At 50.7% G+C, this 25510-nt stretch carries 23 protein-coding genes; 11 read left to right on the plus strand and 12 right to left on the minus strand.

Translation table 11 applies throughout. The features are described 5' to 3' along the window. Nucleotides 1–48: 48 nt before the first annotated feature. Nucleotides 49–1146 (minus strand): threonine aldolase family protein, encoded by a 1098-nt coding sequence (locus NDK47_RS14105; protein WP_251870404.1) that lies wholly within the window; start codon nt 1144–1146, stop codon nt 49–51. A 235-nt stretch (nt 1147–1381) separates the two neighbouring features. Here NDK47_RS14105 and nikR point away from each other — a divergent pair, with 235 nt between their 5' ends. Next, nucleotides 1382–1795 carry a nickel-responsive transcriptional regulator NikR gene (gene nikR, locus NDK47_RS14110; protein ID WP_251870405.1) on the plus strand — a complete coding sequence of 138 codons (414 nt, stop codon included), beginning with the start codon at nt 1382–1384 and terminating at the stop codon, nt 1793–1795. Here the strand turns inward: nikR and NDK47_RS14115 are convergent. The 8 genes from NDK47_RS14115 to NDK47_RS14150 form a co-directional block, all read right to left on the minus strand. Beyond that, nucleotides 1788–2393, minus strand: a complete 606-nt coding sequence (locus NDK47_RS14115) for an ABC transporter ATP-binding protein (protein ID WP_251870406.1) — start codon at nt 2391–2393, stop codon at nt 1788–1790. The genes nikR and NDK47_RS14115 overlap by 8 nt on opposite strands. After that, a complete protein-coding gene (locus NDK47_RS14120) occupies nt 2383–3306 on the minus strand; it encodes an ABC transporter ATP-binding protein (protein ID WP_251870407.1) in 924 nt (307 codons plus the stop codon). The genes NDK47_RS14115 and NDK47_RS14120 overlap by 11 nt, the downstream gene beginning before the upstream one ends. A gap of 18 nt (nt 3307–3324) precedes the next feature. Next, nucleotides 3325–4173, minus strand: a complete 849-nt coding sequence (locus NDK47_RS14125) for an ABC transporter permease (protein WP_407653298.1) — start codon at nt 4171–4173, stop codon at nt 3325–3327. Continuing rightward, on the minus strand, nt 4170–5132 hold the full coding sequence (locus NDK47_RS14130; protein WP_251870408.1) for an ABC transporter permease: 963 nt from the start codon (nt 5130–5132) through the stop codon (nt 4170–4172). Before NDK47_RS14130 ends, NDK47_RS14125 begins: the two co-directional genes overlap by 4 nt. Nucleotides 5133–5172: 40 nt before the next feature. After that, complete coding sequence (locus NDK47_RS14135) at nt 5173–6789, minus strand: ABC transporter substrate-binding protein (RefSeq protein ID WP_251870409.1); 1617 nt, start codon at nt 6787–6789, stop codon at nt 5173–5175. Nucleotides 6790–7123: 334 nt separating this feature from the next. Then, nucleotides 7124–8467 carry a serine hydroxymethyltransferase gene (locus tag NDK47_RS14140; protein WP_251870410.1) on the minus strand — a complete coding sequence of 448 codons (1344 nt, stop codon included), beginning with the start codon at nt 8465–8467 and terminating at the stop codon, nt 7124–7126. 176 nt (nt 8468–8643) lie between these two features. Further along, nucleotides 8644–9294, minus strand: a complete 651-nt coding sequence (locus tag NDK47_RS14145; RefSeq protein ID WP_251870411.1) for a GntR family transcriptional regulator — start codon at nt 9292–9294, stop codon at nt 8644–8646. Nucleotides 9295–9350: 56 nt separating this feature from the next. After that, on the minus strand, nt 9351–10217 hold the full coding sequence (locus NDK47_RS14150) for a YitT family protein (protein WP_407653442.1): 867 nt from the start codon (nt 10215–10217) through the stop codon (nt 9351–9353). Nucleotides 10218–10469: 252 nt separating this feature from the next. On the opposite strand from NDK47_RS14150, the gene mqnC reads away from it, so the two are divergent. The 3 genes from mqnC to NDK47_RS14165 all read left to right on the plus strand — a co-directional run bounded on the left by mqnC (nt 10470) and on the right by NDK47_RS14165 (nt 13210). Continuing rightward, the gene (gene mqnC, locus NDK47_RS14155; protein ID WP_251870412.1) at nt 10470–11603 is read left to right on the plus strand and encodes a cyclic dehypoxanthinyl futalosine synthase; all 1134 of its coding nucleotides are present in this window, start codon (nt 10470–10472) and stop codon (nt 11601–11603) included. A gap of 13 nt (nt 11604–11616) precedes the next feature. Continuing rightward, nucleotides 11617–11916 carry a hypothetical protein gene (locus tag NDK47_RS14160; protein ID WP_251870413.1) on the plus strand — a complete coding sequence of 100 codons (300 nt, stop codon included), beginning with the start codon at nt 11617–11619 and terminating at the stop codon, nt 11914–11916. Nucleotides 11917–12121: 205 nt separating this feature from the next. After that, on the plus strand, nt 12122–13210 hold the full coding sequence (locus tag NDK47_RS14165; RefSeq protein WP_256481589.1) for a nitric oxide synthase oxygenase: 1089 nt from the start codon (nt 12122–12124) through the stop codon (nt 13208–13210). Between the two features lie 113 nt (nt 13211–13323). Here NDK47_RS14165 and NDK47_RS14170 read toward each other — a convergent pair whose 3' ends face one another. Continuing rightward, nucleotides 13324–14031 carry a hypothetical protein gene (locus tag NDK47_RS14170; protein WP_251870414.1) on the minus strand — a complete coding sequence of 236 codons (708 nt, stop codon included), beginning with the start codon at nt 14029–14031 and terminating at the stop codon, nt 13324–13326. 193 nt (nt 14032–14224) lie between these two features. Between NDK47_RS14170 and NDK47_RS14175 the strand changes: the two genes are divergently transcribed. The 5 genes from NDK47_RS14175 (at nt 14225) to NDK47_RS14195 (ending at nt 18514) form a co-directional block, all read left to right on the plus strand. Then, a complete protein-coding gene (locus NDK47_RS14175; RefSeq protein WP_251870415.1) occupies nt 14225–14791 on the plus strand; it encodes a TetR/AcrR family transcriptional regulator in 567 nt (188 codons plus the stop codon). Nucleotides 14792–14856: 65 nt separating this feature from the next. Further along, nucleotides 14857–15318 (plus strand): hypothetical protein, encoded by a 462-nt coding sequence (locus NDK47_RS14180; RefSeq protein WP_251870416.1) that lies wholly within the window; start codon nt 14857–14859, stop codon nt 15316–15318. Nucleotides 15319–15330: 12 nt separating this feature from the next. Further along, nucleotides 15331–15948 (plus strand): NAD(P)H-dependent oxidoreductase, encoded by a 618-nt coding sequence (locus NDK47_RS14185; protein ID WP_251870417.1) that lies wholly within the window; start codon nt 15331–15333, stop codon nt 15946–15948. Nucleotides 15949–16013: 65 nt separating this feature from the next. Next, nucleotides 16014–17225: a multidrug effflux MFS transporter gene (locus tag NDK47_RS14190; RefSeq protein ID WP_251870418.1), complete on the plus strand. Its 1212-nt coding sequence runs from the start codon at nt 16014–16016 to the stop codon at nt 17223–17225. An 89-nt stretch (nt 17226–17314) separates the two neighbouring features. Beyond that, a complete protein-coding gene (locus NDK47_RS14195) occupies nt 17315–18514 on the plus strand; it encodes a chromate transporter (protein WP_251876165.1) in 1200 nt (399 codons plus the stop codon). A gap of 87 nt (nt 18515–18601) precedes the next feature. Here NDK47_RS14195 and NDK47_RS14200 read toward each other — a convergent pair whose 3' ends face one another. Both NDK47_RS14200 and NDK47_RS14205 read right to left on the minus strand, forming a co-directional pair. Continuing rightward, nucleotides 18602–19840, minus strand: a complete 1239-nt coding sequence (locus NDK47_RS14200; protein WP_251870419.1) for an efflux RND transporter periplasmic adaptor subunit — start codon at nt 19838–19840, stop codon at nt 18602–18604. 28 nt (nt 19841–19868) lie between these two features. Next, nucleotides 19869–22997, minus strand: a complete 3129-nt coding sequence (locus NDK47_RS14205) for an efflux RND transporter permease subunit (RefSeq protein ID WP_251870420.1) — start codon at nt 22995–22997, stop codon at nt 19869–19871. Between the two features lie 434 nt (nt 22998–23431). Between NDK47_RS14205 and NDK47_RS14210 the strand changes: the two genes are divergently transcribed. Together NDK47_RS14210 and NDK47_RS14215 are read left to right on the plus strand one after the other, a co-directional pair. Further along, nucleotides 23432–24616 (plus strand): sensor histidine kinase, encoded by a 1185-nt coding sequence (locus NDK47_RS14210; RefSeq protein ID WP_251870421.1) that lies wholly within the window; start codon nt 23432–23434, stop codon nt 24614–24616. A gap of 12 nt (nt 24617–24628) precedes the next feature. Then, a complete protein-coding gene (locus NDK47_RS14215; RefSeq protein WP_251870422.1) occupies nt 24629–25321 on the plus strand; it encodes a response regulator transcription factor in 693 nt (230 codons plus the stop codon). The last annotated feature ends 189 nt before the right edge of the window (nt 25322–25510 follow it).

Below are 25510 nucleotides of genomic sequence, written 5' to 3' on the forward strand. Positions count from 1 at the left end.
CCGGCAGATCTGCTCTCGCCGGATTTTTATGTGCCGTTCAGGAAGCGTTCAACTCATGGCTTCCGTAAGTTTTTCGTTCAGGAGATCAAATGCCCTCTCCAGCTTTTCCTTGGGAACGGCTGCGTATTGGTCGCCGACATTGACTTCAAAGGAGCTGGATGATCCGCTTTTCTCTTTTACGTAAGGAATCAGACCCACATCGGCAGCTTCATAGACCTCAATCAAAAGGGGTTCCAGCTTCTCTTTTGGCAGGCTGATGTGTACATGAAACATATTGGACACTGGTACTGCTGGCCGCGTCTCAACACCCTGGCAGCGATTGTAGCTGGCAGCCAGTTCCTTTGCCTGCTCATAGTACTGCTGGAAATGGGGCAGCCGCTTTTCCAAATAGTAATCCGCGGTGACAATATACGGATACAGACTGATCAAGTCGCCGCCGTAGCGCCGTTTCCACACTTTCGCTTGTTCAATAAATGGTTCTTCACCGGCGAGAATCGCACCGGCGATACCTCCGACTCCTTTGTAAAAAGAAAGGTATACGCTGTCAAAGAGCTTTGCGATTTCCGCGGCCGACTTCTTATAATAAGGCAGGACCTCAAACAGCCGGGCACCATCGAGATGCAGACGGATACCTTTTTGGCGGCAATAGTCGGAAATCGCCTCCAACTCCTGGTACTCCGGCAGTTCTCCGCCAATTTCACGCTGTGGTAATTCCAGCAAGAGGCAGGAAACCTCTTCCCGCATGCTGGTCACATCGGACAAGCGGATCAATCGATCTGTGTCTGCCAAAAGCAGCGTCTCGATATGGTGCAGTTCTTTGAGTCCGTCTTCTTCATGGATCTCAACATGGCAGAGCGGATGATAAGCAACCCTCTTCACCCCTTTTCGATCACACCAGATGCGCAGCGCGATTTGCTGGGCCATCGTCCCGCTCGGGAAAAAGACAGCCGTCTCCTTTCCCAGAAAGTCGGCCAATTTTTGCTGAAAGCTCTCAATCAGCTCTCCTTTTCCGTAGAGATCACTGACTTGTTGTCCATTGCTTTCCTGCAGGGCTGTTTGCAAGACCGAAAGCGTCCTTTGACCATGTCCAACCAAAGGGTACGCAGTGTTCCAATAGGCTTCGGATAATCGTTTTTGCTCCGCCATTCCCAATCTTCTCCCTTTTTACCATACCGTTTGCAGAGCATGCGGTACGTTTCATTCGCAAAGCTTCTGTTTCAAGCTCTCTTTCAACAGATCAGCTCGTCCACCGATTGAGCCTTTTTCCGCAGATATCTGAAATCAAAAGCAGTGAATGTTTCCAGCCGATTCAGAAGTATGTTACACTTTTTCCTAGTATGCGTGAATTTTGAGGCAAAGTATATAGTGGGAGTGAGTTCTTTTGTCCGATTCCACCTTAAGACGATTTGGCGTTTCCATGGATGAAAGTTTATTGGCTCAGTTTGATGAGCTGATCAAAGAAAAAGGATATGAAAACCGCTCAGAAGCAGTACGTGATCTTGTCCGCAATGCGCTCGTCAATCAATCCTGGGAAGATGACGAACAAGATGTGGCGGGCAGCATTTTGTTATTTTACGATCATCACCAAACGGATGTCATGCAGGAACTAACTTCCATCCAGCATGACATGCATCATGCGATTCTGGCGACAACCCACTTCCATCTCGATCATCATAATTGTCTGGAACTGATTGTCGTCAAAGGCAAGGCAAAAGAGCTGCGTGGCTTCAGTGATCAAATGATCAGCATGAAGGGAGTCAAATACGGGAAGTTTACCGTAGCCCCTGTTAAGTAAACTGCTGAAAATCGACGACGCGCTCACAGATTCTTTGGACCAGATGCTGTTCGTGGCTGATGACGACGATGCCCATCCCGCGCTTGCGGGCAATGGCCCGTACGCTTTGCCAAATTTGTGCTTGGGTGATGGCATCGAGCATGGTGGTCATTTCATCGGCGATCAGAAAGCGGGTGTCTGGTCCGAGCGCACGAGCGATGGAGAATCGTTGAAGCTCACCACCCGACAATTCATGCGGCCATCGATGCAGCCACTCTTTTTCAATCCCCAGATCGGAGAGGAGCTCATCCCCTGGATGCCCTCCCTCCTCCAGGATGCGTCTCATCCGCCAGCGGCCGTTTACGGCTTTTTCCGGATGCTGAAAAACCATTTGCACCGGATGATAACCGCGTTTGCCGAGCGGCTTTCCTTCAAGCAAGATAGTTCCTTCATGCGGACTTTCATAGCCTGCAAGCAAACGGGCGAACGTCGTTTTGCCGCAGCCGCTGGGGCCGAGCAAACCGACTACCTCACCTGCCGAGATCGTCAAGCTGACGTTTCGAAACAGCCAGCCTTTTTTTTCATAGCGAAATCCAACCTCGTGTGCGCTAAGTTGCATGGACACACCTCACCATTCCCCCGCGAAGCTCTCTCATCTCCGGTTGTACCGATGCACAAGCGGCTACCGCATGCTCACAGCGCGGAGCGAACGTGCACCCTTCCGGAAGTGAGCCGGGCTTTGGCTGGGACCCCGGTATCGGAACAAAATCATTTTGCGGCAAAGCTCGCCACAACGCGCGGCTGTAAGGATGCCGCAGTCTTTCTCCGCTTTCTTCGAAGTCTTTTACCGGTGCTACCTCCACCGTACTCCCGGCATAAAACACGGCAATTTTATCTGCGATCTGCGTGGCAGAATCGATGTCATGCGTGATCAGCATGACGGCTGCCCCACTGTCCGCCAATTCTCTGAAATAACGCAGAGCTTCCTTCATCACGGCCGGGTCAAGACCGGGTGTCGGCTCATCCGCAATCAATACGCGCGCGCCGCTCACCATGGCCATAGATACGAGAACCCTGCGTGCCATACCCCCGGACAATTGAAAGGGAAACAGCTTCTCCACCGCCGGATCGAGCTGGTATTGTTCAAAAACTCTTCGCTGTTTTTCTGCTGCATCCCCGTTGCGAACAGCTGTTCTCACCTGTGCGCCTACACGCATCAGCGGGTCCAGATACGTTACGGACTGGGGAATCAGCGCGATTTCTTTGCCGCGTAAAGCCGCCTGTCTGGCTGGGGTCAGCCGCTCTCCGTCATAGGTAATGGTTCCGCTCAAAATGGCATGATCAGGAAGAATCCCCAGGATGGCATGGGCGAGCAAGCTTTTTCCCGACCCACTGGAGCCGACGACGGCGAGGATTTCGCCTTCATTCAAAGAAATATCCAGACTGGAGATCACCCTGGTCGTTTTCTGCTTCAAACCACTTGTATACTGCTGGAACGATATTGACAAATTTTGCACTTCCAGGATGGACATATCGCTTCCAACCTCCTGTTAGGAATCATGGGCCCTGCGCGGGTCGATCAGCAGGCGCAAATTTTCTCCCAGTACATCAAATATTCGTACAACCAAAAGCAAGCTCAGCCCCGGAAAGAAGGCCAGCCACCACATACCGGTAGAGAGGTAACGCATCGACTCCGAAAGGATAATCCCGATGGCAGGCTCATGCGGTGACAGCCCCAGGCCGATAAAGGTAACCGCTGATTCATGCAGGATGGCGTGAGGAAACAGAAGCAACAAACCGACGACCAATTGGGGAATCAAGTGCGGCAAAAGATGTCTTGTCGCAATCCACCAACGCGATTTACCCAGTTGACGTGAGATTTGCACATACTCCGCAGCGCGAAGCTGCATCACTTCGGCCCGAATGATCCTGGTCAGATTGGGCCAGTGGGTCAGGGCCACGCCTACGACGACGCCTTTGAGCCCGCCGCCCAGCGTGAAGGCGATCAGGATCAATGTCACCAGATGAGGGACACTCATAAATAAATCGACCAGCCACGTAACCACTCGATCTGCCATTCTGCCCATCGTGGCGGCGGCCATCCCCAAGACGAGTGCGATCACCACACTGCAGAGAGCTGCCAGCATCCCGACGCCGAGACTGAGGCGGATGCCTTTTAGCGTGCGTGTCAGCATATCGCGTCCAAGCCAGTCTGTTCCAAAAGGATGTGCGAAAGAGGGAGCCAAATTGCGCTGGCTTAACTGGGTCGCCAGTCCATCGCTGCCAACGAGCCAGGCGCCCAGCAGGACCGCTGCCAGAAGACATGAGCCGAAGCTGATTCCAAAGAGAGTGCGCTGCCTGCGGTTGAACTGTGGCATCACATGTAGCAGGTTGCTCATACGGTTCGATCCTCTCTCATTCTCGGGTCCACGATACGATAAAGCAGATCCGCAATGGTATTTCCTGCAAAAACAAAGAGTGAACTGAACAGGACCAGCCCGAGGAGCAGCGGCACATCTCCGCGAATACCCGCCTCCACCGTCGCTTGCCCAAGTCCGGGGTAAGAGAAGACCTGCTCGGCCAGTACCGTGCCGCCAAACAGTTCACTGAATGCTGCAAATTGCAGCGTAATTGCGGGGAGTGCGATGTTACGCAAGCCGTGTCGCCAAAAAAGCACAAACCCTTTTTCTCCCCTCGCTCTGGCAAACAGAACATAATCGCTTGCCAACACATCAATCAGTTTTTGCCGGGTGTGCAGGGCGATAGGAGCCACTCCGATGATGCTCAGGGTGAGTGCAGGCAAAATGAAATGCTTCAGTCGATCGGCCAGCATCACATCTTCTGCAAGTACTCCTGCAGGCACTCCCATCCCGACAGGAAACCAATTCAGCCAGACGGCAAAAATCATCAGCAAGAGCAGACCTAGCCAAAAAGCCGGGGTAGACGCAAGCGTATAGCAATACCAGCGAATCAGCCGATCAACCCAAGTCGCTCTTTTCATGGCAGCGAAGACGCCAAGCAAAAAGCCGAGTATGCCGGACGAAATCCAGGCGCCCAGCATCAGCGCGAGTGAACTTAAAAATTTTTCCTGAATGATTTCAAACACGGGTCTCCGATAAATCATGGAAGTTCCCAAATCTCCCGTGACCGCGGCTTGCCCCCAATGTAAAAATTGCTCCAAGGCCGGCTTATCCAGGCCCCAGTATTGGGCAATTTGTTCTCTTTGCTCTGGACTGATCCGCATCATATCCGCTCCGATATAGGCCTGTACTGGATCAATCGGCGAGCTTTTGACGAGCAAAAAAGAAAGCAAGCAGACAGCCGCGATCAAAGAGGCAGCCCGAATGAGTTTCTTCATTAGAAAGAAACCCAGGCTCTCAGAAGTGACGGATACCCCTCTACTCATTCCAAATCCACTCATCGATGTTGTCCGTTACAGGCCAGCCATGCCCGTGCGGATGAATTCTCTGTTTCCCGGTATCGAGATGCTCGTTGACCAGGTACACATGGTCTACATTGACCAGCCATGCCCAGGCAGCGTCACCTTTTGCACTAAATCCCTTTTCTCCATCCCACTGCGCTTTTTTCCAGAACTCCATCGCTTCCTGTTCCGTAGCCGCAGCCAAAGCCTTCTCCATATAGGCATCTACCGTCGGATTGGAGTAGTACCCGGGATTGTAATAGCCGACACCCGCTGTTGTACTGCTGTACAAATGATACATTTCCTGCGGATCATGACTGCCCCATCCAAACATGACCGGATTGGCATGCATCAAGGATTCGAGCTCATCCCAGCTTTTTCCCTCCGCCTTGATGCTCAGCCCGAGCGGCTTCATCATATCAGCGACTGCGATGGACAATGATTGGCGAGTCACATCACTGGCGGGATAGAGCAGCGAAAATTCGGCTTTCAGCGAGCCTTTTTCGAGAATCCCGTCGCCGTCCGCGTCCTTCCAGCCGGCGCTGGACAAAAGGTTTTTCGCCCCCTCCAGATCTGCATCTTTGATCACAGTATCTGGATTCCACCAAGGAAGCTTGTCGCTGGAGGTATAGGCCGGCGTACCATGGCCTTCCAGGATTCCCTGCACAAGTGCTTGCCGATCCACGGCCATATTAACAGCTTGGCGAATTGCCGGATCGGCCGTTACATCGTTTCCGATGGGATATCCTTCTTTGGTTTTTTCTCCGGCTTTTACCACCGGAAACACAATTCCGCGATTATCCACACTTGTCGCAGCTTCCAGCCTCATTCCTGGAACGTTTTGCTTGCTCATCGAGGAAGGTATTGCAGCCATATCAACTTTGCCTGCTTTGGCAGCAGCAAACGCCGCATCCTCGTTCAGGAATAAAAACGTAATTTTTTGAAAGGCAGATTTTTTCCCGTAGTATTCCGGATTTGCTTTGACGATCAGCTGCTGCCCTTTATCCCATTGCACCAGCTGGTAGGGACCCGAACCAATCGGCTTTTCCGCGTAATCCTTGTTATGAGCATGCTTCGGCACAATCCCTGTCGTGATCAGAGAATTGATAAAGGTAGACTGCGGTTTTTTCAGGGAAAAACGTACAGTCGTAGAATCAACGGCCTCTACTTTGTCCACGATATGTAAATCAACCACGGAGCCGCTTGCCGCTGCTGTGTCAAAGGTATAGACAACGTCATCGGCAGTCAAAGGCTGGCCATCTGAGAACTTCACATCATCCCGCAGCTTTACTGTCCACACAAGGCGATCCTCACTCACCTCGTAGCCGGTAGCCAGGTCATTGACGACCTGAAAATCCGCATCTCTTTTGAGCAGCGTACTCTGGAACAGCGGTGATCCGTAGCGCCCCCATCCCGTCGTAGGATCAAACCCGTTATCAGGCTCTCCCCCTATCGCTAAAATCAACTCCTCTTTACTCTGCTGGCCCTGCTGTGTGTGGGCTGGCTTTTGCGTGGCAGACTGCGAACAACCGACGATTGCGCTGGAAAGAAGCACCCCTGCGATTGCCAAAAATCCGATCTGTCTTTTGATCACGTTGTCTCGACCTCTTTTCCCGTTTGCCTGTTTGCCATTTCGCCCCGAAGTTGCCTATGCCATTCGGTGTTACGATTTAGCAAATTCATAACACTGATTATAGCAAAAGGATTCCAAAATATGCACAGTTTATAAAAATTTCCGTCTTATCCTGCTAGTTGTACGGGTTTTTCTAGTGAGGGGGCACTCGCTCGATATGGAAAAATCTATCGAGTTTGTTGATGAAGAAAGAAAAAAGAAGCCTTTCCGATACCAGATCGGCAGACTTCAATCAGGGAGGAAATGCTTTTTACCAAAATTTTACCCTTTGCTGCAACTGAAAATTGCGGAACTTTTAATCAAAGCAATAGTGAATCTTCTGATACCCGCGGCGCATCTCGATGACTTGTTTTCTCGTCTCCTCCGGCTCTTCTTTCCCCTCTAGGACGGACACGATCAGATTTGCGACTGTTTCCATTTCTGCCTCTTTCATACCCAGCCTGGTCACTTCTGTCGTGCCGATGCGCAAGCCGCTTGGATAGTCCCAGTCCTCCGGTCTATCGCAGGGAATCAGGTTTTTATTGGTAATGATATTTGCCTTTGCCAACTCCTGAGCGACTTTCAAGCCTCCGCCGTATGCTCGCACGTCCAGGATAATCTGATGTGTACGGGTAAAGCCCTTATGTGACCCCAGAACGGGTACGCCCCGATCCGCCAGTGCTTTCCCCAGTGCCTGGGCATTGGTGACAATCTGTGCCATGTAATCATTCCCGTAAGCCAGAAACTCGGCTGCTGCTGCAGCCAAGGCCGCCACCCGGTTGACTTGATGGGTCGCTGCCAATGCCGGGAATATGGCATCGGTAATCGGTTTGGCCAGCTCCGGATCATTCCAAAGGATAATCCCGCTCTGTGGTCCGCTGAATGTTTTTCCGGCCGATCCGGTGATCACGCAGGCACCCTCGCGAAGCGGGTCCTGAAACTGCCCGCCGCCGATCAGCCCGAGCTGATGAGCGCCGTCAAAAAAGATCCGCCCGCCCCATTCGGACACGATCTCCGCCATTTCCTTTAGGGGGAAAGGAAACAAGGTCATGGAAGCACCGAGAGTCACGAGACGAGGCTTGATTCGCCGGGCTGCCTCCGCAAACTGGTCCAGATCTACTTCCAGTTCAACAGGGTCCATCGGAACGTCGTGAATTTGCAGCCCCCTTATACCGGCAGGCCCGTCGATTCGATTGCTGGAATGACCGCCAAACGGCTGTGCGATCGTCATGACGTGATCACCCGGATTGGTCATTGCGGCATACACCGTCATATTTCCGAGCATACTGGCTACGAGCCGGTGATCAGCATAGTTGCACTGAAAGACCCGTTTTAACAGCTCTACGCACAAAGCCTCAATTTCGTCGATGTACTTGGTACCGGCAAACCACCGTTCTGTCGGGCCGATATGACCTTCTGCGGCACGAGTGCCCACCTCTGAAGCCAGGAGTTTTCGTACCGTGGGGCTCGTCGGGGCTTCAGGAGCAAGCAGATTGAGGCATTCTTCCCCTCTCCACAGCGCATTTCTTTCCACCGCGTTGATGACTTCCTGCTGCATCATTCGGGGAGAGGAGCATTGATCCAGCAGATCTCTTGCCCACCCCAACACTTTTTCATCATGGATTTCAAGGTTTTTTGCAGGTGATTGGTTAGACGCCATCCGTTATCCCTCTTTTCATGATCACAATGATCGTTTTTGAAGTCTCACAGTATTGGCTAATCGTCCACTATAAAACCAATATATCGGATACTGGTTTTCATAGTCAAGGTATTTTCAGAAATGACTGAAAAATAGATAAAAAAAGACAGCCTCAACCTTTTCAGGCTGATCGCTGCCTATGATTCCGCTGTAAGTACTCTGCCAAGGCTTAACCAATTTTCCTCCGTTAGCTGGGCTGCTTTCCCGGCATCCTGTGCTTTGCAGGCTTCTATAATCGCAACATGCTGCTCTACGGAGCGGAGTCCTTCAAGGGAACTGAACTTTGCAAATTCCAAGCGCCGAATTTTGGGAACAATGCGTTCGAGGGCAAGGTCGATTTCTCGATTCCCGCAAACCTCCAGGAAGACCTGGTGAAAAGCATCATCTGCTTCAACCGCACGAATCATATTTTTTTCCTGCATCGCTTTGGCAAGCTGGCGGTTTTTCTCCTCCATATCGGCGCAATCCTGCTCGGACATCACAGGAACAGCGAGCCGTGCCGCAAGCGCGTGAAGGGTGGCAACCACGGTAAAGGCGTGCTTGGCCTCCTGCATATGAATCGGACTGATCCGGGTGAGTGAGCCGGGAGCCGATTCAACCAGTCCCTCGTCTTCCAGTCTTTTCAGCGCTTCCCGGACAGGTGTTCGGCTCACGCCAAAATCCGCAGCCAAATCACTGTCTTTGATGCGCTGCCCAGGCGCCAGCTCCAATGTAATGATGGCCTTTTTCAGATATTCATAAATCTGGTCTCGCAAAACGGGGCGTTCTAACGGTTTTATGATTTTCATGAAACCAATATATCGGACTCTGAAAATCGTGTCAATATGCTCGCCATCGCTCCTGTTTAGTGGATATTTTTCTTCTTAAATCGTCCTCCGCGTACATCGTGGATATTCCCGATCGCCAGAAAGGCGGAGTCATCGATCTCTTCTACGATCGTTTTCAGCTTCGCTTCTTCCAAGCGGGTAATGACACAAAAGATCACTTTTTTATACTCGCCGGAATACCCGCCTTCGCCCTCCAGATACGTCACGCCCCTGCCCAGTCTTGCACTCAGTGCCTCCCCGATCTGGGTGTACTCTTCACTGATAATCCAGACTGACTTAGACTGATCCAAACCTTCGATGGTGATATCAATCATCTTGAAGGCGATATAGTAGGCAATCAGTGAGTACATGGCTTTGTCCCATCCAAAGATAAAGCCGGCACTTCCCAGGATAAAGATATTGATAATCATGACAAGCTCGCCGACGGAGAAGGGAGACTTTTTGCTGAGCAGAATAGAAACGATCTCCGTGCCATCAAGGGAACCACCAGCCCGGATCACCATGCCGATCCCGATACCCAGGATAATCCCGCCAAATACCGCGGAAAGCAGGAGGTCATGCGTCAATACGGGAACGGGTATCAAATACGTAGTTCCGATCGACATCACCGCCACACCAATCAACGTCGATAAGGCAAAGGTCTTGCCAATTTGCTTATACCCAATCACAAGAAAAGGCAGGTTGAGAACAAACAGGTACAGCCCCAGCTTAATCCCGGTCAAATGAGCGAGCATGATGGAGATACCGGTAATGCCTCCGTCTATGATGTTATTTGGTACCAGAAAGATTTCCAAAGCGACAGATACAAGAATGGCTCCCAGGCAAATAAAAATCAGTCGCAGGAATAGAGATCGGTACCGCATACGCTTTCGGTTTCCTTTCATCGCCTGTGGTTCCATCTTCACCCTCCTTGGGTAAAGTATGCCCAGACTCCCTCCTTCTGATTGACGATGAAACAGCTTTTCTTTGCTCAGGACAGCTTTCTATTCGGTTCGCCTATTACCATGCTGCTGTCACGTGGCTGGGAGAGTTTGCAGAGGGATTTCTGATGACGAAAAGCAAGTTCTATGGTAGGATAGATCGATTTGATTTTTCGTATTTATTCATCTCTGTTTGAGACAAAGGAGGCTTGCGAAATGCAGACAGTGGACCGTATCCTGGACAAGGCACTGCGAGGAGAGCGGATCGGACTGGAAGAGTGCATTACGCTCTTGGAATCAGATGAAATCGAAAAAATGGGACATGTCGCAAACGAATTGAAAAAGAAACGTCACCCTGAACCAATCGTAACGTTCAACATCGGACGCAACATCAATTACACCAATGTCTGTGACGTCTACTGCCGTTTTTGTGCCTTTTACCGGCCGCCAGGATCGAGCGAAGGGTATGTCCTGCCCGACGAGACGATCCTCGCCAAGATTCAGGAAACCGTAGATGTAGGCGGCGACGAAATCCTGATGCAGGGCGGAGTCAATCCGGATCTTCCGTTCACGTATTACCTGGACCTGCTGCGCAAAATCAAGCAGCGTTTTCCACAAATCATTATGCACTCCTTCTCCCCTGCCGAGATTCAAAAAATGAAAGAGCTTTCCGGCTTGCCGCTGGAAGAAGTGCTGCGTCAGCTCCGCGATGCCGGACTTGACTCCCTGCCAGGCGGAGGCGGCGAGATTCTCGATGACCGGACACGCCGAAAAATCAGCCGTTTGAAAGGCTCCTGGACGGACTGGATGGACGTCATGAAGGCAGCCCACAAAATTGGCATGAATACCACAGCCACAATGGTGTACGGCTTCGGTGAATCCATGGAAGAGCGCGCCTTGCATATGCTTCGCGTCCGTGAGGCGCAAGATGAATGCAAAGCGAACGGATATGCTTCAGAGGGCTTTACTGCCTTTATCGCTTGGCCCTTCCAGCCGGATAATACCAATCTCAAGGTGGAAAAATCCAAACCGGAAGAATATCTGAAAATCGTCGCCATCAACCGGATTATGCTGGACAATATCAACAATCTCCAGGCATCCTGGGTCACGATGGGTCCGGAAATCGGCAAACTGGCTCTCTCCTACGGTGTGAATGATTTCGGCAGCACCATGATCGAGGAAAATGTCGTCTCTGCTGCGGGTACAACCCACAAGGTAAATATCGACCTGATCCTCCGGTTGATTCGAGAGACGGGGAATATTCCGGCGCAGCGCAACACACGCTATGAAATCCTGAGGGTTTTCCACGATCAGGATAAAGTAGACCGCGATTTTGTCATGCAAAACTAAAGGGTGACTCCTCATGGCATTTGGCATCACCAGAGCAGAGTTGAGTCAGTGGAAACAAAGGGTAACTCGCGGTGAGATCGCCTTTTTGACGCATTATTGGCTAGATGCCCGGTTTCCCGGGGTCACGACTGTTACAAAAGTCGGGTGTGCCGATCTGCTAAAGCTGAAGGCCTGGTGCGAGCAGCACAGCTTGAATCCGGCGTATATTCATCAAAGACCGCCTTTTCCGCATTTTGATTTGATCGGTCCCAGGCAAAAAGAGATTCTCATCAAAGAAGAGCTCTGGGAGCACATCAGCCGGTTTCGTCTTTGACAAAATACCCGAGTTCGTATGGAAAACAGATCCCTCCGAATGTTGTGAGGGATCTGTTTTTTGTGTGGCCAAAAAAGTTCGTACAACGTTCAAGGTCTTTATGGGAGCTTGGTTGTGGGCATGCTATCCTATATTTGAGCCTTCGGGTAGCGCTTGTCGATGCCCGCGGCTATGACAGTTTCTTTTTTCGCAAGGAGTGAGAACCATTTCAGATACAATACGACTACGAGAAGAAGCACGCACGTTTCTTTTGGAATGCTACGCCTATCTCGGCAAATCCGATGCGGTAGTGCAAAGCCGCTGGCACATGATCGAGCAAGAAATCCAGTCGACCGGCTCCTATGCACATACTTTTGAAGAATTGCATTATGGAGTCAAAGCGGCGTGGCGCAACAGCAACCGCTGTATCGGACGTTTTTTCTGGAATACCATCCATCTCTTCGATGCCAGAGAAGCGACAAGCGAGGAAGAAATCCGCGATGCCCTGCTTCGCCATATTGAATACGCAACCAACGGTGGAAAAATCCGCCCTGCGATCACTGTTTTTCGAGCAGCTGCCAACCATCAGGAACGGATTCGCATTTGGAACCATCAATTAATCCGCTATGCAGGCTTCGAGACCGAAACAGGCGTGATTGGCGACCCGCATTCGCTTCCTTTTACCAAGAAGTGCCTGGAATTGGGCTGGGCAGCCAAGCAGGAGCCCTTTGAAATTTTGCCGCTCGTGTTTCAAATTGGCGATCGCCCGCCCGCCTTGTTTGAGATCCCTAAAGAATATGTCCTGGAAGTGCCGATTTCTCATCCCCACTATAGCTGGTTTGATGAGCTCTCGCTTCGCTGGTACGCCGTTCCGATCATTTCGGAGATGCGTCTGGAGGTAGGAGGAATTCCCTATACCGCCGCTCCGTTTAACGGATGGTACATGGAGACTGAGATTGGCGCCCGCAACTTTGCTGACGAGGATCGCTTTCATATGCTTCCGCAAGTCGCAGCTTATATGGGGCTGGATACATCAACCAACGCCAGCTTTTGGAAGGACAAGGCCTTGATTGAGCTGAACCTGGCTGTACACCACTCTTATAAAGAAGCAGGCGTCAGTATCGTGGATCATCACACGGCTGCGCAGCAGTTTAAAATGTTTGAACAGCAGGAGCAGGAGGCGGGGCGAAGGGTTACCGGAGACTGGACCTGGCTGATTCCTCCTGTTTCACCCGCGACCACGCATATTTTTCACAAATCCTACGATAACACCTGGCTCTCCCCCAACTTTTTCTATCAGGAGAAGCCGTACTGATTCGAGACGGTTTTACTCGCGCAGGGAATGACAAAACCGGATGATTCGGACTTTACAGCAAGACCGCCTCATCCGGTTTCTGTCTGGTTCTCCTGTACACGATGATTTTGTTTTCAATGGTCGGGGACGAGTCTTCCCTTCCGGTAGGTATAGATTCGGTCCTCTGTGTTCGGTTGGCTGCGTATCTCCCACTCGTGTGCATCGGTAAAACGCACGCTGTCGGCGCTTATCTGTTGATTGAGATCGGCATAGACAATAGTATTTCCTTCCCGTTTATAGATGGAGGAAAAGAACGTGGCCGTGAGTCCATAAGAGCCGATGATCACTTGTTCGCCCTCAAGCTCCCCTTCATACCGGGAACCGCCGTCCACAAAGAGGAAAACAAAGGGATGCTCCTTTTCTACCCCCAAATAATAGGTAACCCGGTAGTTGGCCCCTCGAAAACCTTCTACTTTCATCCAGCCTTCACCAAAAGCTTGAACGGGGGTCATTGTGATGGCATCCGTGTTCCGGCCGTAACCGATTTGACCGAACTGGTACTGCTTTTGCCCGATCCGCACACCTCCGTATAGTCCCTGATCCGGGTCATTCGGTTTTGAATAGATAAAAAAGACTGCTTCGGTCCAAGGTGTCTCTTGCAAGATTTCTGCGACGTTTTCGGTCAACAGCTCACCGACTTGTTCATCCACTTTCTCCAGCGGTGTGAAATGCAATGCCATTTCGTCTGCTCCATGGCCTGGCTCCTGCACAACCGACCCCTGGTTGCAACCAGCCAAGGTGAGCGAAAATACTGCCAAGAAAATAAGAAAAGCTGCCCTCATATCTTCTCCCCTACCAAATTCGAATTCGTTTCCAGCTTCTATTCATCAGACGATGATTGACAATAGATGTTCCGATCTTTTCCGGAAAATGATGACAGGTATTGAGAAATATTTTCCTTGAAATTGGTAAAACAGTGTGTTAACTTAAGTATTGTTTGGTCGACCAACCAAATTATCATGAGGTGATTGATTCTTGAAGAAACAGGAGAAAAAACAGCTCATCATCGAGGCAGCTGCCAAAGTGCTGGCCGAAAAGGGTTATGAAAAAGCATCGATTAAGGACATTGCTGCTGAAGCAAAGATCACACCCGGTCTGATCCACTACTATTTTCGCAACAAAGAAGAAATCCTGACAGAGCTGCTGATGGAAGCATCCCTCCAGTACACCAGCGACATGCAGAACCTGATGCAGACCGTTCCATCCGAGCAGCTATCCAAGGCTGCCCTGCGTGAACCGATCAAGCGCGTACTGCATCAGCCGGATTGGTATCGGCTGCGCTACGAGCTGTTTGCAATCGGTCTGCGCAATCCCAACTTGACGGAGCGTGTGAATGACATACTGGAAAATGGACGAAACGGGATCGCCGACATTTTACATGCGGTTTCACCCGAAACTGCCGGGCACCAAGAGACGGCCTCCATCCTTCTGGCCTGTTTCGATGGTTTGGCCCTGCAAAAATTAATGAATCCAGATTTCGACCTGGAAAAAGCCTATGAAGTTTTGGAAAAGATGGCAATGTCGCTAAAGGATACCCGATAGACGGGTTTCTTTTACGAAATAAATTTGGTTGGTTGACCAACCCATATTAATAAGGAGGCGTTTTTATGCTAGAATGGACGATGCGTGTGCTGGAAATATTGTGTTATGGACTGATCATCGGTGGTGGCGTTATCATGGCAGTTTGTGTTCGCCCGCTGCTTTTGCCCCTCCTTTCATCCGACAAAACTCCCGATGTCGTTTCATTGATAGAGGGGATCTCCATCCAGGCATGGAATAGATACAATCGTTATGCCTTCTATTCAAGCCTAGTCTTGCTTTTGCTAAATGTCATCTACTTCCTGTCAGCTGCTGCACCCAGCTCTCTATTCCATGTAGCGATCATGCTTCTCGTAGTTCTGGGATTCGCGCGAAAATTCTCCATAGATCGGCAGCTTCGCACAAGACTGGAAGAGAACGCCCATGCAGCCGTGGGCAGCATAGAACAGATTGCCGGGCATCGGCAGGTTGAGCTTTTGTCAAAAATCATTTTGATCCTGACGTTGATCGCGCTTATTTTTCCGAAGTGAAAGGAGCTCTCCATGCATGTCCTGATCATTTACGCCAATCCCAACCCCAACAGCTTAAACGCCGCCATGCTTGCCCAAGTCAAGCGTGGCTTGGAGGATTCCAATCATTCGTACACCCTGATTGATCTGTATGAAGAACACTTTGACCCCGTCCTCCAGATAAATGAAAACAAAAAACGTTCAGAAATGAAGTGTGATAAAGTAATGAAAAAATATCAGGATCTCGTCCGAGAGGCGGACCACATGATTTTTCTCTATCCTCTTTGGTGGTACGGTCCTCCTGCGATCCTCAAAGGTTTTTTTGATCGCGTGTTTGTCTCTGGCATCGCGTATACTTACGAAGGTGCCCTGCCGAAAGGCTTGCTGAAAGCCAAATCTGCCTGGGTAATGTACACCTGCGACTCCCCGGGATGGTTTGTCCAAATCATCCGGCGCAATGCCGAGTGGATCGTGATGCGGGATGGCATCTTAAAATTTTGCGGCATTCAAAAGGTAAAACGTTTTCGATTTGCAGGTGTGAAAAGCAGCTCAGAGGCAAAACGAAAGCGATGGCTCGATGAGATTTATTCCCGCGTGCGTTATCAACTAAAAAACGGGCAGTCGCAAGCGAACGCCGCGACTCGCAAGTAATTAGAACGCAAATAGCGGATATCATTTTAGACAGAAAGGTATGATGAAAAACCATGAGTGACCCTATGCTTACCTACAAATCGATGCCCCAAGAAAAGTTAAAGTCTCGCCGGGTCATGATGGTGCTGATTCTCGGTTCATTGACTGCATTTGGCCCGTTGTCGCTTGACATGTACTTGCCTTCGCTTCCGATGATTGCAGACGAACTGAAAAGCACAACCTCCCTTGTCCAATTAAGCTTGACTTCTTGCCTGCTGGGACTGTCGATCGGTCAGTTGCTGGCCGGACCTCTCAGTGACATCCAAGGAAGACGCAAGCCGTTATTGATCGGTCTGGCTGTCTACATCCTGACTTCTCTGCTGTGTGCGGTGATGCCGTCCATCTGGGGCTTTGTCGCCCTGCGCTTTATTCAAGGCTTGGCAGGTGCTGCCGGGATCGTGATTGCCCGCGCCATGGTTCGCGATCAATATGAGGGCGTCGAGCTGACCAAATTCACCTCGCTTTTGATGCTGGTCAATGGTTCTGCCCCGATCCTCGCCCCTATTTTCGGTGGGCAGCTACTGGCTTACACTTCCTGGCGTGGCGTGTTCCTTGTGCTTAGTCTGATCGGGGTTTGCATGCTGTTTGCTGTCTTGCTGAAGCTGCCGGAGACATTGCCAGTTGAGAGACGTTCAAAAGGCGGCATCAAACAGACATTTTTGACGTTTCGCGGACTCTTCCAGGATCGGATTTTCATGGGGTATGCCCTATCTCAAGGGCTTGTGACAGCAGCGATGTTTGCTTATATCTCCGGCTCTCCTTTTGTCATTCAAAATATCTACGGCGCTTCTCCCCAAATGTTCAGCCTGCTTTTTGCGATCAATGGACTGGGGATTATCATCGCCGGTCAAATCACGGGAAGATTAGCGGGTAAGGTAAGGGAAACGGTACTGTTAAAAGTCGGGCTGGGGATCGCTGCGTGCGGCGGGGTAGCCCTGCTCGCAATGATCCTGATGGGAACAGGTCTGGCTGCGGTATTGCCCCCACTCTTCCTCGTTGTTTCCAGCGTGGGAATCGTCAGTACGACTGCTTTTTCTCTCGCGATGCAAAATCAGGCGAAAGCTGCGGGAAGCGCCTCTGCCTTGATCGGGTTGCTCTCCTTTGTGACGGGCGGGTTGGTCGCCCCGCTGGTGGGACTGGGCGGCAGTTCAACAGCGGTACCGATGGGCATCGTCATTGCTCTCGCTGATATTGGTGCCGTCCTCTGTTTTTACTTCATGGTTCATCGTAAAAAGTAAAACTCCCTTTGCCCTCTCTCTTTCACCATCCTGAGAGGGGCAAAGGGTTATCTTTTGGAAAAGGCGGGACTTTTTTGACACCTACTCCTATGGATACGGGGAAAGCGCATAAGCAAATGAAAAAGATTCAGGAGATTTTGCTCGTCTCCACAAAGCTGGGTCTTACTTCTTTTGGCGGACCAGTCGCACATCTTGGCTACTTCCATGACGAATACGTTCGGCGGCGAAAATGGATGGACGATGCGAGCTACGCTGACTTAGTGGCCCTCTGCCAATTCCTACCTGGTCCTGCGAGCAGTCAAGTGGGCATCGGAATCGGTCTGATACGCGGAGGAATTTGGGGAGGAATTGCCGCCTGGATCGGATTTACGATGCCCTCGGTCATCCTGCTGGCCTTGTTTGCTTTTTTTCTCCAGGGTTACTCTTTGGCAGAATCGGGCTGGATTCACGGGTTGAAAATCGTCGCTGTGGCGATCGTGGCTCAAGCCGTTCTTGGTATGGGGCAAAAGCTGGCTGCCGATCGACTGCGAGCGACACTCGCACTTTGCACGGCTGCTGTGGTCCTGCTTTTGCCAACAGCTTTTACGCAGGTCCTGCTCATTATCGCAGCGGGGGTCATTGGGGGATTCTTTTGGAAGCGCGAAGAACAAAGCTCTACCCCTTCCCTTTTCCATATCCCCATCAAGCGTCGATGGGCTGTCATCTGTCTGCTGCTTTTCGCTTTGCTTTTGGTCGTCTTGCCCATACTGACGCACTTTACTGCGGCGCCGTGGCTCCAGATGTTCGAGCAGTTTTATCGGGCGGGGTCCCTGGTTTTTGGCGGCGGCCATGTCGTCCTTCCGTTGTTGGAGCGCGAATTCGTACCTACAGGGTGGATGAGCCAGGAAGCATTTCTTGCCGGTTATGGGGCTGCTCAAGCTGTGCCGGGACCGCTCTTTACGTTTGCCAGCTATATTGGTGCCAGCGTATCGGGATGGTCAGGCGCTCTGGTGGCAACCGTGGCGATTTTTCTGCCGGCTTTTTTACTGGTGATGGGCGCTTTGCCGTTTTGGGATAGCCTGCGTCAAAACCCCCGCATTCAGGGAGCTTTGTCCGGCGTCAATGCTGCCGTCGTCGGGATTTTGCTTGCTGCTTTGTATCATCCGATTTGGACCAGCAGCATTTTGTCGCCCGCTGATTTTGCCTGGGCCTGCATTTTGTTTGGGTTGCTCGTTTTCTGGAAGCTTCCTCCGTGGATCGTGGTCATGATTGGGGCAATCGGAGGTTGGCTGCTTTTCGTCTTGGTGTGACCAACGTTCTTACCAACAAAGAAAAAGCTGTACCCGTACTCAAAGGAGCTACGGTGTACAGCTTTTTTCTGTGCGCTTTTATCGGTCTTACTTATTGATGACCGAGACCTTTTTGCCATCCTGCAGCAAGGTCTGCCCTTTGACGACGATTTGATCGCCTTCGGACAAACCGGATGTGATCACAATCACATCACTGGTTTCGTCACCCGTCGTCACTTCTACCAGCTTCGCTGTGTCTCCTTCAACCCGGTAGACAAAGTGTTTCGCGTCGCGGTCAAAAACAGCTTTGCGCGGTACAATCAGATGTTGCTCGGCTTCTGCTGTCTTGCCGTCGAACGTTACGTTAACCACCATGTCTGCCTTCAGCTCGTTCGCAGGGTTCGGGATCGTGATCTCGATCGGGTACGCCTTCAACTGCTGGTTCATCACGGGACTTACTGCTGTTACTTTCGCTTCTACCTCTTTCGAGAGGATTGGAATCGTCACTTTCACAGAAGTACCCACATTGACGGTCGTAATATCTGTTTCAGAAAGATTCGCTTTGACTACAAGCGGGTTTGTATTAACGATAACCACCACCGGGCTTTGCGGTCCAGCCAGTTGGCCAACAGCGCCATTCACACTGGAGACAAAACCGCTGATCGGGGAGGTCACCACTGCGTTGGCCAGTTGCTCTCTCGCATTTTGCAGGGCAACAGCGGCCTGATTCACGGATGCTTCCGAGACTTGCAGCGACGTCTTCTCCTGCGAAGATGCAAGCGTCTGTTTGGCATTTTCATAGCTGGTCTGGGCGGTAGTCAACGATGTATTGGCCTGTTCGAGCTGCTGCAGGGAGATGGCCCCCTGATCAAACAGTTGTTTCATCCGTTGTTGATTCAGTTTAGCATCATTGAGCGCCTGCTCTGCTTGCTTCAGACTGTTTTCGGCCTGTACGAGCCCTTGGTCTGTGCTGCTTCCTGATTGTTTGAGACTGGCCGCCGCTACCTTATACGCAGCTTCCTGCTGGGCGACCGTATTGGCCAGATCCTGCTCATCCAATTTGAAGAGAACCTGCCCTGCCTTTACGGATTGGCCCAGCTTGACTGGGAGAGATGTAATCTTTCCGCTGATTTTGGGACTGATTTGTACCTCTTCACTGGGAGCCAGCTTCGCTGTGATTCCCGATTCGGAGGTGATCACTCCTTTTTTCACGACATCCAATTCAACGGGAGTTGCCGCTTCTTCCTGTTGCTGCTGTTCAGGCGGAGCTGCATCCGGCTGGGAGCAGCCTGCAACCAGGAGCAATGTTGCCAGTGCCAAGATAATTGGTTGCTTCTTCACGTTCATCAACTTCCCCTCCTAATCCCCAACATCCTTACGATTCAATGGCAGGAATGCTCTTTTTCGAATTCTTCTTCTCTTTCCGTTTGTTGCGTCTGTTGCGAAGTTTTCTGCCGAAGTCATCAAATATCGTTGTCACAACAGGGACGAGCACCAACGTAATCAATGTCGAGAAGCTGAGACCAAAGATAACCGTCACTGCCATCGGCGCTTGTGATTCACTACCGGACCCGGATGCAAAAGCAAGCGGTCCAATTGCCAGAATCGTAGTGATCGACGTCATCAGGATCGGGCGAAGACGGATTGGGCCTGCTTCGAGAATGGCGTCATGCAGGGTGTAGCCTCTTGCACGCAACTGGTTTACATAGTCAATCAAAACGATGGCGTTGTTCACGACAAGACCGATCAGCAGGATATATCCGATCAAAACAGATACGCTGATCGTTGTTCCCGTTACGAGCAAGCCAATCAGAACACCTGTTACTGTAGGCGGTACAGAGAACATGATGATAAAAGGCGAGTAGAAAGACTCAAACTGTCCAGCCATGACCATGTAGACAAGTACGACCGACAGGATGATCGCCAAGCCTAGGCTGGCAAATGATTTAGCCATATCTTCCGACTGTCCGCCAAAATCCACTTTGTAACCGTCAGGCAGCGTAAGCTTCGCCAGTTTTGCCTGTATATCTTTCGTGACGGAATTCAGATCCCGTCCTGCGAGATCACTCGTAATTTTGATTTGGCGCGCCAAATTGTGACGGTTGATATTGACTGGCACTTCTTCTTTGGTAATAGTAGCGACTGAAGTCAGAGCCACTTGTGCACCACCCGGCGCAGCAATGCGAAGGTTTTTCAGGTAGTTGATATCTTCCTGATACGCTTCGGGCAGCTTGATCTTCACGTCGATTTCATCATCACCGGTACGGTATTTGGTCACCGTTTGACCCTGGAAGGACGTACGTACACTGGACAAAACCTGACCTGCTGTCAGTCCGTACATGCTTGCTTTCTCAGCATCTACCGAGACATTCAGCTCTTGCAGCGTCTCTTCCATGCTCGTTGTTACGTTGGCTGTACCTGGAATTCTCTTGATTTCTTCTTTAATAATGCCGCCGATGTCTTGCAGAACGTTCAAATCGTCACCGCGCAAGCTGATTTCCACTGGAGAGCCTGACGAGAAGCCCTGGGAAGAGCTGACGGTAATATCGGCACCTGGAATATTCTCTACCTGTTTCTGGATCTCCATCGCAATATCACTGGAAGAACGCGTGCGCTGCGTCACATCCACGAGCTTCAGTGTAACCGATGCCCGGTTTGACAGCGCACTGGCGGCAATCGGTGAACCGCTGCTACCAATCGACGTCGTGAGAATATCCAGTTCGGGTACCTTGGATGCGAGCTGCTCAATTTCTTTCGCAACTTTTTCAGTCTCTTCTACCATCGTTCCATTTGGCATCTTGATTGAAATGGAGATTTGTCCCTCGTCCATGGATGGCATAAACTCAGCACCAATCATCGGAACGAGCGCCAAAGAGCCGACCATCATGACGATCATCGTCGTCATTACCGTTTTCCGATGGCCCAGCGACCATTTCAGCAAGCCGCGGTAGCCGTTTTCCACACGTTTGAAGCCAATGTTGAACCATTTGATCGGATTGACGCCGCGATACCCTTGCAGATGGTCATGATGCGGCACCTTTTTCAGGATGCGAGAACTCATCATCGGTACCAGCAGCAGCGAGAATACCAGTGCCGCGATGTGAGAGTATACGACCGTCAAAGCGAGTGGTCCAAACAATTCTCTGGCAATTCCCTGCGTCATTGCAATTGGTAAAAATACGCAAATTTGTGCAAGCGCAGATGCCATAACGGCGTTTCCGACTTCTTTGGAGCCGATGAGCGCGGCTTCCATCATACTCTTGCCCTGCTCACGCTGTCGGAAAATATTTTCCAAAATAACGACGGCAAAGTCAATCAACGAACCAAGCCCAAGTGTCAGACCAGAAAGCGAAATCAGGTTGATGGTTTGCCCGGTCATATACATCAGGAGGAACGTCGCTACAATCGATACCGGCAGTACAATGGTGGCGATCAACATCGATGAGAAACTGCCAAGGAAGAAGAACAGCATGATGATCCCGATTCCTCCACCCAGGAGAGCGTGCTCCGCTGTGGTGTAGATCGAGTCTTTAATATACTGCGAGTTGTCCATGGTCGACGTGACAACCACGTTTTCAGGCAAATCTTTTTTCAGCTTTTCAATCTCTTTTTTCACCGAATCGGCGACTTCGATGGTGTTCCCGCCAGAAGCCTTCGTGATGGAGATACCGATGCTAGGCTGACCGTTCACGTAGTTCAACTGGGTGATCTGTTCCAATGTATCTTCGACATGGGCAATGTCCTTCAGTCGAATCGAATTGGCTCCCACGGAGATGGGAGTCAAGGAAATCTGCTGTACATTCGCAAATTCCCCTTGTACGCGAATGTTGATTTTCCCTTCCCCTTCGCGGACGGAACCGGCTGTTCCCGACAGGTTATTGCTTGCAATCGCCTGCTGGATTTGCTCGAGCGTCAAGCCATAAGCAGACAGCTTCGCCGGATCCAGTGTGACATCAATCACCCGGCCCTGTCCACCTGCGATGGCGGCAGATGCGACGCCGTCAATTCTCTCCAAACGGGGCTGGATGACGTCTTCAGCCACCTTTTTCAGATAGTTGACATCGTTGACCCCGGTCAAAGCGTAGCTCATGATTGGCTGGCTGTTCGGGTCAATTCTAAGTACGCGTGGTGCACGAGCTGAATCAGGCAACATCCCTCTTACCTGGTCCACCTTGTCACGCATGTTCAGGGTAGCTTGGTCCAAATCTGTACCCCAATTAAAGAACAAAATGACCTGTGAGGCACCCTGCATGGACACCGAGGATATGCTGTCCAGGTCAGCAACTGTCCCCAGTGCGTTTTCCAGCGGTTTTGTCACCAGGTTTTCAACCTCACTCGGCGACGCCCCATCCACACTGGTCACAACGACAGCTACCGGAATGTTCAACTCCGGCATCAGGTCGATAGCCAAGCGCGGAAGTGAGACGAAACCAAAGATAAGGAGCGCAACTGTCAACATGATCATTGTGACAGGTCTTTTAATCGACAGCGAAGACAGGTTCACTTCCACTCACCTCTTCCAAATCAGCTAAATAGCGTCTTTACTCCGAATATTCCTTGCTCAACGGAGGATGAAGCCTCGCGATCATAATGCTTTGGCTCTGGATGTTTTGAGCAAGTACGATTCATTTTTTTCATATCGTCACATGCTTCTCTCCATGGTGTCAAAATGTTCCTGGAAGAGAACCTGTTGACAAGTAAAACACGAGTGCCCAGTTTTTACAATCCCTTTTTCCATTTCTACCCTCCTTAACAAACCGGCAACCGCACAACGTATTTTCATAAGGGTAAAGTAGCCACATCGTATATTGTAAACATAGGTTTGTCGTATGTGATCTACCGGATGGTTGATTCTCGGTGGAAGCGGGTCTATCTGGAGATAGACGACACCCCGTGATAGAATGAAAATAAGCGTGTTTCCCAGAAAGGAGGGAATGGATGTTGATTAGGCAATTTTGGGAGGTTGTCAAACAGCGCTTCTTTACCATTTGGTTTTTTGCGCTGATCGTATTGATTCTGATACCCAACTCTTACATGCATGAAACCTCCCTGCAATTCGCTTTTTCACTCCTCATTCTCTTCTGTCACTTTTTTTTGTTTTGGAGTCCGAAGAGATTTTGGAATCCCTTACGCGTGGAGCTCGCAGCAATCCTGCTCGGACTGGTGACCATTTTGAAAGGGATCATTGGTGGTGCAGAAAGCCTCGGTTTGATGTTCCCGCTTGCGATCTTTCTCGGCGGACGCTTGGAAGACCGCAGAGCGCTTATCTACGGGACTGGTCTGGGGTTAATCTGTCTGTTTTTGATCATCATCTCCCCTTCCACCGAGTGGGCTCACATCCTTTCTTTTGTGCTTACCTACGTCGGGTGCTTTGTCGGAGCAAAAGGCTATCGCATGCAATATGAGGCCTTTCATCAAAACCAGATTCATTTGGAACAATCACAAAAAACGCTGGCTCAGTTAAAGGAAGCCCACGATGAGCTGCAGGAAGCAGCCGTTCACACGATGCAGCTGGCCGTGCTGGAAGAGCGGACGAGAATTGCCCGTGATCTCCACGATCAACTGGGGCATTCACTAACCTCCCTCATCGTTCAGCTGCACGCCCTGAAGTTCATGCTGAAAAACGGCCCGCAGGATGCGCAAGAAGCTGTGCAAAACATGCTCTTTGTCGCGAAGCATAGTCTTGAGGACATTCGAGGTTCCGTCCATACATTGGCGACCGACCAAACTTCATTGGGCCTGGCGCCGCTGCGAGCTTTTCTTTCACAAACCGAAAAAAATACTGGGCTGCACTGTGAACTGATAGCAGAGGACCCTGAGCTTGTCCTTACCCAATCCATTTCCATTTCCTTTTATCGTATTTTGCAGGAAGCGGTAACAAACACCCTGCGGCACTCAGACGCAAGTGAGCTGCAAGTCATTGTGGCCCAAAGCGATACACATTTCATTCTCACCATCCGAGATAATGGCGGGCTCACGAATCAAAGCTCGGTCACACCAGGCTTCGGATTGACCAGCATGAAAGATCGCGTGACGGAGCTGAAAGGTGTCTTCACATACTCTGTACTTGCTCCTCATGGATTTGAAATCCATGTGTCTATACCGTACCAGGATCATGCGTAGGAAGGGATAAAAATGGTGACAGAAGATAAACATTTACCCAGGAAAATAAAGGTGCTGCTCGTAGACGACCAGACGATGATCAGACAGGGTCTGGGTTACGTGATCCAGATGCAGCCGGACATGGAAGTCGTCGGCGAAGCCGCAGACGGTTTGGAAGCGATTGAGGCAGCCGCTTCCTGTAAACCGGATGTGATTTTGATGGACGTCCAAATGCCTAAATGTACAGGTATCGAGGCCACTCGCGAAATCCTGAAACAAGCACCGCACATCAAAGTGCTGATCCTGACGACATTTGACATTCAAAATTACGTAGTCGATGGAATCAGAGCTGGTGCTGTCGGTTACATGCTGAAGGATGCCGACTCTCAGGAAATGCTGGAGCTGATCCGCAGCGCTTTTGAGGGTGCCGTCCTGTTTCATACAGGCACCGCTGCCAAGGCCTTGGCGGAGCTTCTTCACAGTCAACAAAGCGACCATCCGCAACCGACGGAAAAAGGCCATATCTTGCTGGAAGAGCTGACCGAACGAGAACTGGATGTTTTGCAACAGCTTGCGTATGGGTTTCGCAACGACCAAATCGCCCAGAATCTCTTTATCTCAGAAGGAACAGTAAAAACTCATGTTCATCGCATTCTACAAAAAATGGGTGTAGAAGACCGCACGCAAGCGGTTGCCCTGGCCCTTCGGCATAAGCTCGTAAAGTGATACCAGCGATGGCCTTTCGTTCAGTTTAACCAGCGGCAGAAAATGTCGGCGGTTCCTCCATGCAGGAATCCCGACTTTTTTCTGTTCAAAAGGTTCCCTCTCTTCGGGGGATGTGACCTCTGTGTTTCCAGAGCTGTATTCGATAGACGCCACTTAAGATATACGGATGACTTTCCCTTATGTTTCAGT

Origin of the sequence: Brevibacillus ruminantium, from assembly GCF_023746555.1 — a bacterium.
Taxonomy (GTDB): domain Bacteria; phylum Bacillota; class Bacilli; order Brevibacillales; family Brevibacillaceae; genus Brevibacillus; species Brevibacillus ruminantium.

Coding starts and splice junctions, on each gene's coding strand:
- NDK47_RS14105 (WP_251870404.1), bottom strand. CDS start 1,146: ATGGCGGAGCAAAAACGATTATCCGAAGCCTATTGGAACACTGCGTAC.
- NDK47_RS14115 (WP_251870406.1), bottom strand. CDS start 2,393: ATGCAACTTAGCGCACACGAGGTTGGATTTCGCTATGAAAAAAAAGGC.
- NDK47_RS14120 (WP_251870407.1), bottom strand. CDS start 3,306: ATGTCCATCCTGGAAGTGCAAAATTTGTCAATATCGTTCCAGCAGTAT.
- NDK47_RS14125 (WP_407653298.1), bottom strand. CDS start 4,173: ATGAGCAACCTGCTACATGTGATGCCACAGTTCAACCGCAGGCAGCGC.
- NDK47_RS14130 (WP_251870408.1), bottom strand. CDS start 5,132: ATGAAGAAACTCATTCGGGCTGCCTCTTTGATCGCGGCTGTCTGCTTG.
- NDK47_RS14140 (WP_251870410.1), bottom strand. CDS start 8,467: ATGGCGTCTAACCAATCACCTGCAAAAAACCTTGAAATCCATGATGAA.
- NDK47_RS14145 (WP_251870411.1), bottom strand. CDS start 9,294: ATGAAAATCATAAAACCGTTAGAACGCCCCGTTTTGCGAGACCAGATT.
- NDK47_RS14150 (WP_407653442.1), bottom strand. CDS start 10,217: ATGAAAGGAAACCGAAAGCGTATGCGGTACCGATCTCTATTCCTGCGA.
- mqnC (WP_251870412.1), top strand. CDS start 10,470: ATGCAGACAGTGGACCGTATCCTGGACAAGGCACTGCGAGGAGAGCGG.
- NDK47_RS14160 (WP_251870413.1), top strand. CDS start 11,617: ATGGCATTTGGCATCACCAGAGCAGAGTTGAGTCAGTGGAAACAAAGG.
- NDK47_RS14170 (WP_251870414.1), bottom strand. CDS start 14,031: ATGAGGGCAGCTTTTCTTATTTTCTTGGCAGTATTTTCGCTCACCTTG.
- NDK47_RS14180 (WP_251870416.1), top strand. CDS start 14,857: ATGCTAGAATGGACGATGCGTGTGCTGGAAATATTGTGTTATGGACTG.
- NDK47_RS14185 (WP_251870417.1), top strand. CDS start 15,331: ATGCATGTCCTGATCATTTACGCCAATCCCAACCCCAACAGCTTAAAC.
- NDK47_RS14190 (WP_251870418.1), top strand. CDS start 16,014: ATGCTTACCTACAAATCGATGCCCCAAGAAAAGTTAAAGTCTCGCCGG.
- NDK47_RS14195 (WP_251876165.1), top strand. CDS start 17,315: ATGGATACGGGGAAAGCGCATAAGCAAATGAAAAAGATTCAGGAGATT.
- NDK47_RS14200 (WP_251870419.1), bottom strand. CDS start 19,840: ATGAACGTGAAGAAGCAACCAATTATCTTGGCACTGGCAACATTGCTC.
- NDK47_RS14210 (WP_251870421.1), top strand. CDS start 23,432: ATGTTGATTAGGCAATTTTGGGAGGTTGTCAAACAGCGCTTCTTTACC.
- NDK47_RS14215 (WP_251870422.1), top strand. CDS start 24,629: ATGGTGACAGAAGATAAACATTTACCCAGGAAAATAAAGGTGCTGCTC.